This window comes from Ruegeria faecimaris (genome assembly GCF_900182615.1).
Classification (GTDB): Bacteria; Pseudomonadota; Alphaproteobacteria; order Rhodobacterales; family Rhodobacteraceae; genus Ruegeria; species Ruegeria faecimaris.
The window spans coordinates 1,087,037-1,098,342 of record NZ_FXTE01000001.1; the positions used below are offsets into that span (position 1 = coordinate 1,087,037).

9 protein-coding genes and 1 pseudogene are annotated in these 11,306 nt (G+C 57.7%); 8 read left to right on the forward strand and 2 right to left on the reverse strand.

Features of this window, described 5'->3' with window-relative positions; translation table 11 throughout:
• Positions 1 to 8: 8 nt before the first annotated feature.
• From FN806_RS05395 to FN806_RS05430, 8 genes and pseudogenes are all read left to right on the forward strand, one after another.
• Positions 9 to 851: a TRAP transporter small permease subunit gene (locus FN806_RS05395; protein WP_246097147.1), complete on the forward strand. Its 843-nt coding sequence runs from the start codon at positions 9 to 11 to the stop codon at positions 849 to 851.
• Complete coding sequence (locus FN806_RS05400; RefSeq protein WP_142634770.1) at positions 851 to 2,473, forward strand: TRAP transporter large permease; 1,623 nt, start codon at positions 851 to 853, stop codon at positions 2,471 to 2,473. The genes FN806_RS05395 and FN806_RS05400 overlap by 1 nt, the downstream gene beginning before the upstream one ends.
• Before the next feature lie 10 nt (positions 2,474 to 2,483).
• Positions 2,484 to 3,434, forward strand: coding sequence for a phytanoyl-CoA dioxygenase family protein (locus FN806_RS05405; protein WP_142634772.1), 951 nt, complete (start codon positions 2,484 to 2,486; stop codon positions 3,432 to 3,434).
• A 24-nt stretch (positions 3,435 to 3,458) separates the two neighbouring features.
• Positions 3,459 to 4,961, forward strand: a complete 1,503-nt coding sequence (locus FN806_RS05410; protein WP_142634774.1) for a UxaA family hydrolase — start codon at positions 3,459 to 3,461, stop codon at positions 4,959 to 4,961.
• Positions 4,958 to 5,962 carry a Gfo/Idh/MocA family protein gene (locus FN806_RS05415; RefSeq protein WP_142634776.1) on the forward strand — a complete coding sequence of 335 codons (1,005 nt, stop codon included), beginning with the start codon at positions 4,958 to 4,960 and terminating at the stop codon, positions 5,960 to 5,962. Before FN806_RS05410 ends, FN806_RS05415 begins: the two co-directional genes overlap by 4 nt.
• Before the next feature lie 98 nt (positions 5,963 to 6,060).
• Positions 6,061 to 6,990, forward strand: a pseudogene (locus tag FN806_RS05420) (NAD(P)-dependent oxidoreductase); the annotation flags it as partial.
• Between the two features lie 3 nt (positions 6,991 to 6,993).
• The gene (locus FN806_RS05425; RefSeq protein WP_142634780.1) at positions 6,994 to 7,875 is read left to right on the forward strand and encodes a DMT family transporter; all 882 of its coding nucleotides are present in this window, start codon (positions 6,994 to 6,996) and stop codon (positions 7,873 to 7,875) included.
• Positions 7,872 to 8,735 carry a sugar kinase gene (locus tag FN806_RS05430; protein WP_142634782.1) on the forward strand — a complete coding sequence of 288 codons (864 nt, stop codon included), beginning with the start codon at positions 7,872 to 7,874 and terminating at the stop codon, positions 8,733 to 8,735. Before FN806_RS05425 ends, FN806_RS05430 begins: the two co-directional genes overlap by 4 nt.
• On the opposite strand, the gene FN806_RS05435 is transcribed toward FN806_RS05430, so the two are convergent.
• Positions 8,722 to 9,918: a mannitol dehydrogenase family protein gene (locus FN806_RS05435; protein WP_142634784.1), complete on the reverse strand. Its 1,197-nt coding sequence runs from the start codon at positions 9,916 to 9,918 to the stop codon at positions 8,722 to 8,724. The two genes, FN806_RS05430 and FN806_RS05435, sit on opposite strands and share 14 nt — an antisense overlap.
• On the reverse strand, positions 9,919 to 11,262 hold the full coding sequence (uxaC, locus tag FN806_RS05440; RefSeq protein ID WP_142635168.1) for a glucuronate isomerase: 1,344 nt from the start codon (positions 11,260 to 11,262) through the stop codon (positions 9,919 to 9,921).
• Between the last annotated feature and the right edge of the window lie 44 nt (positions 11,263 to 11,306).

Consider the following 11,306-nt stretch of genomic DNA (forward strand, 5'->3'; position numbering starts at 1 on the left):
GTTACGCGATGCACAAGAATTCAGGCGGACCAATTGAATGGCTCATACCGTTGGCCTTCGTCGCGACTGCCAGTTGGCTTGTTTGGCATCTCCCGGCATTCCTATTGGATTGGCTGCCTTACACCTCTGAATCCCTCAAAAGCCAGGTAACGGAAATATATCTGCGCAGCGACGTCACGCCCGAATTACCTGGCGTGTTCGGGGGGTATGTCGACATCATCGACGTGGCCGCGCTCGTCCTTCTACCGTTTCTTGCAGTGTTTGGCACCAAGACCGTGCGCCCAGCGACAATGGAGTTCGAAGGCTCGACGGTTATGGATCGTTTCGCCCTGTTCATAGGCCGAGTTACCATGATGATGATCGCAATCATGACTGTCGTCATGCTCTACGAAGTCTTCATGCGTTATATCCTGGAAAAGCCGACCGAGTGGGCCAACGAAATGACACTCTGGTTCGCCAGCTTTGTGTTTTTGATGTCTGGCTACTACGCCATGCAACAACGCAGTCACATTCGAATATTCCTGCTGTACGACGCAGTTCCACGTTGGCTTCAGCGTGTTTTTGATACGGTTTCGACAATCCTGATCGTACTGTTTGCCTTCTTTCTGGTCTACGGCAGCTACAAACAGGTGTTCGTCAACAAGCTCTATAAATGGGAGCTTTATGGCTCCGCCTTCAATCCTCCGATCCCGGCGACGTTGCAGCCGATGGTGCTGATCGTGATTACGCTCGTCGCAATGCAAGCAATTTTGAACTTGATCGCGGATTGGAACAAAGAACCGGAAATCCACACAGATGAACCGGACGAAGACGAAATTGAAATGATCAAACGAGCGGTGGGACAAGACTGATGGATATTGGAACAATCTCACTCATCCTGATGGTCGCCCTGATCGTGCTTCTGGCGATCGGAATGCCCTTGGGTCTGGCCTCGGCTTCTCTTGCTGTTCTGGTTCTGGTCCTGAAGTTTGAACCGACACTGCTTTTGAACCCGTTTTCGTTCGGCGACGGGGTTCTCACCGGTCGGCCAGGCACTGGGCCGCTCTATATTCTGGCGCAGAAGATATACGGGCTCTTAACGGACTACGTGCTCATATCAGTTCCATTGTTTATCTTCATGGCGTCGCTGCTAGAGCGGTCCGGGATCGCGCGGGACATGTATTCGTCGTTGAATGTCTGGCTGTCCAGAACACGCGGCGGCATCGCAATCGTGACCTCGATCATGGCGGTGATCATGGCGGCCATGTCCGGCATCATCGGCGGTGAGGTTGTCCTGCTGGGCCTTATCGCCCTGCCCCAGATGCTGCGCCTCGGCTACGATCAGAATCTCGCGATCGGCGTCATCTGCGCCTCGGGGTCGCTTGGCACTATGATCCCTCCCTCGATCGTTCTGATCATCTATGGGCTGATCACCGAAACCTCGATCAAGTCGCTGTTCACCGCGTCTTTCATTCCCGGCTTCATGTTGGCCTCGATGATCATCCTGTACATCATCATCCGCACGCAGTTGAATCCTCATCACGCTCCGCTGCCGGAGCCGGACCCGAACGACCCCGAACCGGCTGAAAAACGCAAACTGTTTGGGGCTTTCATGAGCATCGTCGTCGCCGGATTTTCCACCGTTCTGTTTATCCGGGCTGCGTTCTTCGAGCTTTCCGGATCAAACGCTGCCAGCCAGGGTGAACCAGCGCGGCTGGGGACAGCTGACTACCTGCCCTGGTTTGCCGGCATCACGATCGTCGCCCTACTGCTGATCTTCTTCGTCTTTGGCAGAGAGCGCGCCAAAATAGGGTGGGAAATGGGCAAAGGCCTCGTTGCACCGCTGGTCGTCATCGGCGTCGTTCTCGGCTCGATCTATGGCGGGATCACAGGCATCACCGAGGCAGCAGGCATGGGCGCCTTCGCCGTCCTGATCATCGCTATCCTGCGGGGCGAGGGATCGTTTGAGCTGGTTTGGGACAGCTTGATGCGGACGTTAAAATCCACAGGTACCATTATCTGGGTTACGATCGGGGCCGCCGCGCTGGCGGGTGCCTACACCATTGCTGGCGGGCCCCAATACGTGGCCGACCTGATCGTCGGCCAGGAGCTGCCGACCATGCTGGTCATTCTGGTGATGATGCTGATCTTGCTGTTCATGGGCGCATTCATGGATTGGGTCGGCATCGTTCTGTTGATCATTCCGGTCTTTTTACCGATCGTCCTGCGCCTTCCCATTGAGGAAATCGGGGTCTTTGGCCAGCTAGAGCCGAGTCATGTCGCCATCTGGTTCGGCGTCGTGTTCTGTATGAACATGCAGGTCAGCTTCCTCTCGCCACCTTTCGGACCGGCCGCGTTCTACCTGAAGTCGGTAGCCCCGCCGCATATCAGCCTGACGGATATCTTCCGCGGCTTCCTGCCATTCATCGGGATCCAGTTGCTGGCGCTTTCCGTTCTTCTGATCTGGCCGGGCATCATCGCGCTGCTGTTGTGAGGTTGCACCCATGCTGACACAAGATCAGATTGGCAAGTTCCGGACGGACGGATACCTCGTGGTCGAGGATGTAATTCCCGGCGATGTCCTGGATCGGGTACAGGCCGAATACTCGGATGTCCTGAACCGGCTCTATGACGGTTGGTACAACAAAGGGCTGGTCAAGAACGAGCCGTCGAGAATGACCTTCTGGGACAAACTTCTGTCCGCCTATCAGGCCGGTTGCGACTATTTCCAGCCGCTGGACATCTCGCTGCCCGGTGATCGGATCATGGCGGACACACCGTTACATATTGGGCCCGCAGTGTTCGACTTGCTGACGGCCCAGCCCATGCTTGACGTTGTCGAGCAGTTGATCGGGCCAGAGTTGGTCAGCAATCCGATCCAGCACGTTCGGCTGAAGCCCCCTGCCCTTAAGCTGTGCAAGGACGAGGTGCGCGCGCATATCACCGCAACGGACTGGCATCAGGACCGGGCGGTTGCGTTGGAGGATGCGGACCAGACCGACATGGTCACGGTTTGGATTGCCGTCAACGATGCAACGGTTGAAAACGGCTGCTTGCAAGTGCTTCCAAAGGCACAAGACCAATCCATCCTGCCGCATTGCGCGCGGACACAGACAGGCATTGCCGACGGGTTCATTGACGAAGACCGAGCCGTGCCCCTTCCTGTCAAGGCAGGCGGGATCATCCTGTTTCACCCTCTGACGCCACATGCTTCGCTGGTCAATGAAACGGACCGGTTCCGCTGGTCGTTCGACATCCGCTTCAGTGCGACAGGCCAACCCACCGGTCGAGATCATTTCCCCAGCTTCATCGCGAGGTCCAGATCGCACCCCGAAACCGAGCTGCGAGATTGGCGCGTCTGTAAGTCCAATTGGGAAGCGGCACGAGCAAGGCTGTCCGGACAGCCGCATATAGATATTCACCGGTGGACATCGGACTCGCCGTTCTGCGCCTAGCTGCTGCCGCCAAGAAAGCTGATTATGACTTTTGTACGTTTAGATCGAACGGATAGCGTGGTGGTTGCAACTCGGCCGCTGGAGGCCGGTAGTATGGTCGAAGATGTCTCGACCAATGCGCGCATCCCTTCGGGACACAAGGTCGCCACGCGTATGCTTGCACCCGGTGATCCGGTCAGAAAATACGCCCAGATTATCGGTTACGCCACCCAACGGATCGAACCTGGCGACCATGTGCACACCCACAATATCGAGTTCCGTAATACCAGCGTGGACTACGAGTTTGCGACGGACCACCGGCCCATGAAACCCGCCACCTCGGTCGATACGTTCATGGGCTACCACCGGGACAACGGTCGGTTCGGTACGCGCAATTACATCGCGGTTCTGACCACCGTGAACTGTTCGGCGACTGCGGCCCGCATGATTGCCAACCACTTCACACCGGACAAGCTGGCAGAGTTTCCGAACGTCGACGGCGTGGTTGCCTTTGTCCACGGAACGGGCTGCGGAATGGCCGACTCTGGCGACGGTTTCGAAGCTCTTCAACGGGTCATGTGGGGGTTTGCGAAACATCCCAACCACGCTGCTGTTCTGATGGTCGGTCTGGGCTGCGAGATGAACCAGATCGACTGGCTGTTGGACGCGTATGGGCTGAAGCAGAGCCCCACCTTCCATACGATGAACATCCAGAACGTCGCCGGATTGCGCCGGACCGTGGAAATGGGCATCAGCAAGATCAACCAGATGCTGCCCCTTGCCAATGAGGCGCGGCGCAGCGAAGCCCCGGCGTCCGAACTGATGGTTGCGCTGCAATGCGGTGGATCGGACGCTTGGTCAGGTGTGACCGCGAACCCTGCGCTCGGACATGCCTGCGACCTGTTGATTGCCCAAGGCGGCACAGGTGTCCTTGCGGAAACGCCCGAAATCTATGGAGCCGAACACCTTTTAACCCGCCGCGCCCTTGGTCGTGCAACTGGGGACAAACTGATCGGACTGATCGATTGGTGGCAGGACTATACCGCTCGCAATCACGGTTCGATGGACAACAACCCAAGCCCCGGCAACAAGCAAGGCGGTCTGACGACCATCCTTGAGAAATCGCTGGGGGCAGCGGCGAAGGGCGGAACCACCCCTTTGACCGGTGTATTCAAATACGCCGAACCCATCACCGCCAAAGGCTTCACCTTCATGGACAGCCCCGGATATGACCCGGCCTCGGTGACCGGGCAGATCGCGGCCGGGTGCAACCTTGTGTGCTTTACCACGGGACGCGGCTCTGCATTTGGGTCCAAACCGGCACCCACGCTGAAAATCGCTACTAACTCTGAGTTGGCAGCGCGCATGCCCGAAGACATGGACGTGGATGCGGGCGACATTCTGACCAAAGGTACCAGCGTCGAAGAAAAAGGACGGGAAATATACCAACGGCTGCTCCAAGTCGCCTCGGGCGCGCGGACCAAGTCCGAGGCGCAGGGCTTGGGTGACTACGAATTCGTTCCCTGGCAAATCGGAGCGGTGATGTGAAAAGGATCCTTGTAGCCGGCGGTGGATTGATCGGTATCCGCCACGTCCGCGCCGTGATTGAGCATCCCGGCTGTATGTTGGTCGGGTTGGCCGATCCAGATGGCTCGATCAAGATAGACGTGCCGCGTTTTGCTAGTGTGGACGAGGTGCAGGACCCGGTGGATGGCGTCATCATTGCGACGCCGACCCGCCTGCATGCAGAACATGGCATTCTGGCCGCATCCCGCGGTTGGCACATGCTAATCGAAAAGCCGGTTGCCGCATCAGTCGATGATGCCCTGCGCCTGAGGACGGCCGTTCGCCAGGCTAATGTCCGCAGCCTTGTAGGCCACCATCGGCGTTATCACACAACCTTGCAGCAACTGAAAGAAGTGATCGCGCAAGGTACGATCGGACAAGTTATCAACGTCTCGTTGCTGTGGGCCATGCGCAAACCCGAGAGTTATTTTGAACAGAACTGGCGGACTTTCGATGGCAGCCCAGTCATGATCAACCTGGTGCATGATATCGATGTCATGCGCTTTGTGATCGGAGAAATCTCAGATGTCGTCGCCCTGCCTGGCGCGTCGATCCGCGGATCAGATCGGATAGAAAGCGGGGCTATCGCGATCGCGTTCGAAAACGGCGCAACGGGCACTATCAGCTTTGCCGACACCGCACCCAGCCCTTGGGGGTTTGAGGCCGGAACCGGCGAAAACCCGAATATCGGCACAACCCGACAGGACATGATGTGGATCACTGGAACCAAGGGCGCTGTAAGTTTTCCTTCCATGACCCTGTGGCGTGGAAAGGATTGGGGCACTGCGGCCCAAAAAGACCAACTTCTACGACCGAAACAGAAACGCGAGCCGCTGGAGGCCCAGTTGGATCACTTCCTTGACGTGATCGACGGCGCCTCACCGTTGATCGACGTCGAGGATGCGGCCCGGACGCTCGAGGTCACATCACGGATAGAACAGGGGCTAAAAGCGCGGTCAGCTCGAGCGCGGGCACCGACCTGAAGGAAATCCGGCCACGGCGAAGAACCGGGCCACCCAAAAACCTATGATTACACGCCGGGCAATATGAGCATCCGAACTTCAAAACCGCCCGCGCCAGACACAAGAATGAAAACCAGAGACATTTACGGAAAGGGAAACCAATGAGCAAACCATCAATCGGGTTTATCGGCTTGGGACTAATGGGCGGAGCCATGGTGAACCGACTGTTGGACCAAGGATACTCGGTCACGGTATTGGGAAACCGCGACCGCACATACCTGGACGCCGCGATTGACCGAGGAGCCCGCGAGATGGAAAACGCCCACGAGCTGGCTCAGGCCAGTGACATCGTGATGCTGTGCATGGGTACCTCCGAACAGGTCGAGGGCCGTATGCGCGGTGCAGATGGAGTGATTTCGGGATTGAAACCCGGGGCGATCGTCATCGACTTTGGCACTTCGCTTCCAGGCAGCACACGCGCCTTGGCCGAGGAGGTTGCCGCAGCCGGCGGAAGCTATCTTGATGCGCCGCTTGGCCGTACGCCTTCGCACGCGCTAGCGGGCAAGCTCAACATTATGACTTCCGGCGACAAGGCTGCCTTTGACAAGGCCGAGCCGACACTGAAAGACTTGGGCGAAAACGTTTTTTACCTTGGCCCCGTTGGGTCCGGACACACGATCAAGCTGATCAACAACTTCTTCGGAATGACCGTCGCGAACGCAATGGCCGAAGCCTTTGCCATGGCAGATATTACCGGTGTTGACCGCAAGCAGGTGTATGACGTTATGGCCGCAGGGCCGCTGCATTCCGGAATGATGGATTTCGTCAAAGCCTACGGCGTCGAGGATGACCCAAATCAGCTGGCCTTTGCCATCAAGAACGCGGCAAAAGACCTTGGGTATTATGACCGCATGGCACACGAGGCAGGCGTTACCAGCGTGATGTCGCAGGGCGCGCTTTCGGCGCTGATTGACGCGCGCGACCACGGTCAGGCGGACGACATGGTCAGCCAGATGGTTGACTACTACGTCAAGCGTTTCAACACCTGATCGATGGCCGTCACCGCCAGCCCCACTGCGGACCTGCCGCGCCTTGGCATCGTGCTGATGTTGACGGCGTGGCTATTCTTTTCGCTGGTGGATCTTGGGGCCAAGTGGTTGGCGTTGGCGGGCGTGCCGGCATTTCAGTTGGCATTCATGCGCTATGCGGGGCACTTTGTGATCTCTGTGGGCGTGATCGCCAAGGGCGGGATTGAGGCCAGCAGGTTCAAGACCGACCATCCATGGCAGGTCATTAGCCGGGCCTTGCTGCTGATCTCGGCGACCGTTTTCAATTTTTATGCCCTGCGGTTTTTGCCTCTGACCGTCGTGTCAGCAATCATGTTCTCAAGCCCGGTCATCGTGTGTTTTCTGTCCGTCTTCGTTTTGAAAGAACGCGTGGGTCCATGGCGTTGGGCGGCTATTACCCTGGGCTTTCTGGGGGTGTTGGTTGTCGTGCGGCCGTTTGGTTCAGCCTTTCATCCGACCATGCTGTTGATCGTCTACAATGCCACCGCTTTGGCCTTGTACTCGATCATGACGCGCAAGCTGTCCGGGGTTGTTGCCGTGGACACCATGCAATTCTACCTTGGGCTTACCGGGACGGTGGTTCTGCTGCCGTTCGCCATATGGTTTTGGGTCCAGCCAGAAAACACGTGGAGCCTGATTGTACTGATCGGCCTTGGCGTCTTTGGCTGGTGCGGGCATCAACTATTGACGAACGCGCATCGGTTCGGAACGGCGAACCAGTTGATGCCATTCACCTATTCGTTCCTGATCTACGTTGCGATTTGGGGCTATTTGTTCTTTGACACGGTACCGGGCGCATTCACTTTGGCAGGGGCTGTTCTAATCATGACTGCCGGTCTCATCATCTGGAAGAGAGAAAAGAAATGACGCGAATTGCCTGCATCGGCGAAGCAATGATCGAATTGTCCATGCTGGAAACCGGTGCAAAGGTGGGCGTCGCGGGGGATACGCTGAACACGGCCATCTACATGCACCGCGCCGCTCCTGATCTGCAGGTGGAGTATATGACATGTCTGGGCGACGACCCGTTCTCAGGGCGCATCGCCGGCTTTATCGCCAGTCATGGAATCGGGACATCCGGCATCCGCATCATTCCCAACGCTTCTCCGGGACTATACGCGATCACGACCTCTGCGGACGGTGAACGCAGCTTTACCTATTGGCGCAGCGAGGCGGCCGCCCGCCAGCTTTTTGCCGATCATGACTTCAGCTCGCTGAAAGGTTACGACGTGCTGTACTTGTCAGGGATTTCCGTGGCCATTCTTCCGCATTCGGTGAGGCTTGCGCTTCTGGACTGGCTAGAAGGCTCTTCAGTTCGGTTGGTCTATGACAGCAATTTTCGTCCGCGTCTCTGGGACAGCGTCGAACACGCCCGGCAGATCAACCAACGGCTTTGGCAGCGTGCAGATATTGCCCTACCATCCATCGACGATGAGATGGCACTGTTCGGGGAAAGCGCGGATCAAGTGGCGGCACGCTTTGCCGATCATCACGGTGTCGGTGCATTGAAACGCGGAGAGGATGGCCCTCTGCCCATTGGTCAGAACATTGACCAAACCTATGAGCCTGCCAAAAACGTGCTGGATACCACAGCGGCGGGCGACAGTTTCAACGGTGGCTACCTCGCTGCCTTGCTGACAGGAAAATCGCAGGCCAAGGCCCTGATGGCCGGACACAATCTGGCGTCCACCGTTGTTCAGTTCCGCGGCGCGATCATTCCCGGATAAGTGACGCGAGATCCTCAGCGCCAACAAGGTCCAAAAGTGGCACTACCGGATCTGGCTGTTTGACAGCCGAGGCGATTTCCAACGCGCAAGGATCGTTCAGCGTCCTGCCCTTGGCGGCCTCGGACATGCAAAAGGAGATCCAGGACCGCATCCCTGCAATCACCGCCTGAGAGCCGGTCTCACGGAGTGTGGGAACAAACCGATACGGCAGCTTTTGGCTGCCATCCATCGCGATTTGGTCCAGACGGTGCGCCAGCTCGAGGTTTTCAAAGCGGCGCAACAAAGCCTCGGCATAGTCCGGAACCTGTACTTGCAGTGCTGCGGGCAGCGTTGCGCCCGCATCCTTCATCAACTCGGAAACCAGCGGGCGCAAAACCGGGTCTCGAACCGCTTCGTGGACGTAGGTCAGGCCTCGCTCCAAGCCGCCATAAGCCAACAGGGAATGGGCACCGTTCAACATGCGCAGCTTTCGCATCTCGTGCGGGGCTACGTCATCGACCAGTTGCACGCCCGGCCAATCCGGGTGCGGACCGGCGAAACTGTCTTCGATAACCCACTCCGAAAACGCCTCGGTCGGAACAGCCATAGGATCGCCGCTGATTGCGCGAACGGCGTCCGTGGTAGCCGGGGTGATCCGGTCGACCATCGCGTTTGGAAAGCGAACGGCATTCCAATTCACGTCCAGGCCGGCTGCATTCGCAAAATCGGCAACTGCCATTTCGAGCGTTTTGCCGTTTTCCATGCGATTGTCACAGCTTAGCACCGTTACTGGCTTGCACCGTTCCGCAAGGCCATAAGCTAAAAAACCGATCAGCGTCACAGGCCATTGCCCTGCCAGATCGGCGGCAATCGCTGGGTCCTGAAGGTTCAGATTGCCCGCGGCGTCCAAATGGTAACCTTTCTCGGTGACGGTCGCCGAGATGATCTCGGCATCCGCCATCACATCAAAAATCTCTGCGCAATCCTTGGGCGCGACCAGAACATCCCGCAGAGCTTTGATGCGCTGGACGCCCTGCCCCTGTACGCACAAATCGTACTCGAAACCTTGTCGCGCCAATCCATCCCGAACCGAGGATGAACGCAGGCTGACGCCGACAACGCCCCATCCGCCCGCATGATCGGTGTAGTCCAGTAAATGCGCCCGGGCGAAGTTTCCAAGGCCGAAGTGAAGAATTGTACCCATCTAGCTTTGCAATCCGTAAACCTGTTTCGCCAGATCGACCGCTAACAACCGCGCCAGATGCTCGGCACTGTCCCGACCGAAATAGCCGCGCGCAACCTGCTGGGCCAGATGAATCGCCACTCCCCGTCGCCACAGGTCGTGCCGTGCAGGAATGGACAGAAAAGCTCGCGTGTCGTCATTGAATCCGGCCAGATTGTAATATCCGGACGTTTCAACAATCTGATCGAAATACCGCGCTATACCGGCTGGGCTGTCGTGGAACCACCAAGGCGGCCCGATCCTAAGGCACGGCCAATGTCCCGCCATGGGCGCCAGTTCACGGGCATAGGTGCTTTCGTCCAATGTGAAGAGTATGATGCGCAGTTCCGCCGAGTTTCCGACCCGGTTCAAAAGCGCCTCAAGGCCCGTGACCCAATTCATAGCGATTGGAATGTCGGCCCCCTTGTCCCGTCCGAAGTCCCGCATTACCACGTCGTTCGTGTTGCGCTTGCTGCCAGCATGTATCTGCATGGTCAGACCATCATCGATAGACATCTGCGCCATTTCGATCAGCATATGTCCATAGAACCGGCGCGCGCCCTGTTCTGTACCTTCCCGCCGTCTCAGCCGTTGGTACAGCGCATCCGGGTCGTCCAGCCACTCGGTCTGCACACGTTCGATACCGTGGTCGGTGGCAGTACATCCCAGCTGGATGAAATAAGCCCGCCGCATTCGCAGCGCGTTGAGGTAGCCATCATAGCTGCCCAGATCGCAGCCTGTCAGCTCGGCCAACTTGTTCAGGTTCTGTACGAACTCCGGGTCCGCCCCATCCAAAACCCCGTCTGGGCGGAAAGTCGGAACAACGCGCCCGCCCCAACCACTTGTACGAATCTCCCGATGCTCCACGAGTGCGTCGAGAGCGGAATCCGTGGTGGCCAGAACCTCGATCCCAAACCTGTCGAACAAAGCCCTCGGACGAAATTCGGGTCGCGCCAGCTTTTCGGCGATCTTGTCGTAGATCAGATCTGCTGTGCGCGAAGACAACTCCTCAGACACGCCCAGCGTTTCATGCAGCACGTAGTTCATCCATATCCGGGAAGGCGTTCCCAGAAACAGATGCCAGTGCTCGGCAAAGGTGCGGAACACGGCGCGAGGATCCTTCTTTCGCCCCTCTTCTCCAACGCCGAGTTCTGACAAGGGAAAGCCCTGCGAATAGAGCATACGAAACACGTAATGGTCGGGAACCACCAGCAGCTCGGCCGGGTTGGGAAACGGCTCATCGGCTGCAAACCACCCCGGATCGCAGTGACCATGCGGAGACACGATCGGCAGGTTCTTGATGCCCAAGTACAGGTCTTCCGCCATGCCATTCAAATTATCGGTCAATTCTTCCTCCGATACTGCTGCCC

What these genes read in the sequence shown, in the direction of transcription:
- uxaC (WP_142635168.1), bottom strand. Translation starts at nt 11,262, where the DNA reads ATGGCGGAAGACCTGTACTTGGGCATCAAGAACCTGCCGATCGTGTCT.
- FN806_RS05425 (WP_142634780.1), top strand. Translation starts at nt 6,994, where the DNA reads ATGGCCGTCACCGCCAGCCCCACTGCGGACCTGCCGCGCCTTGGCATC.
- FN806_RS05410 (WP_142634774.1), top strand. Translation starts at nt 3,459, where the DNA reads ATGACTTTTGTACGTTTAGATCGAACGGATAGCGTGGTGGTTGCAACT.
- FN806_RS05405 (WP_142634772.1), top strand. Translation starts at nt 2,484, where the DNA reads ATGCTGACACAAGATCAGATTGGCAAGTTCCGGACGGACGGATACCTC.
- FN806_RS05400 (WP_142634770.1), top strand. Translation starts at nt 851, where the DNA reads ATGGATATTGGAACAATCTCACTCATCCTGATGGTCGCCCTGATCGTG.
- FN806_RS05430 (WP_142634782.1), top strand. Translation starts at nt 7,872, where the DNA reads ATGACGCGAATTGCCTGCATCGGCGAAGCAATGATCGAATTGTCCATG.
- FN806_RS05435 (WP_142634784.1), bottom strand. Translation starts at nt 9,918, where the DNA reads ATGGGTACAATTCTTCACTTCGGCCTTGGAAACTTCGCCCGGGCGCAT.
- FN806_RS05395 (WP_246097147.1), top strand. Translation starts at nt 9, where the DNA reads ATGCACAAGAATTCAGGCGGACCAATTGAATGGCTCATACCGTTGGCC.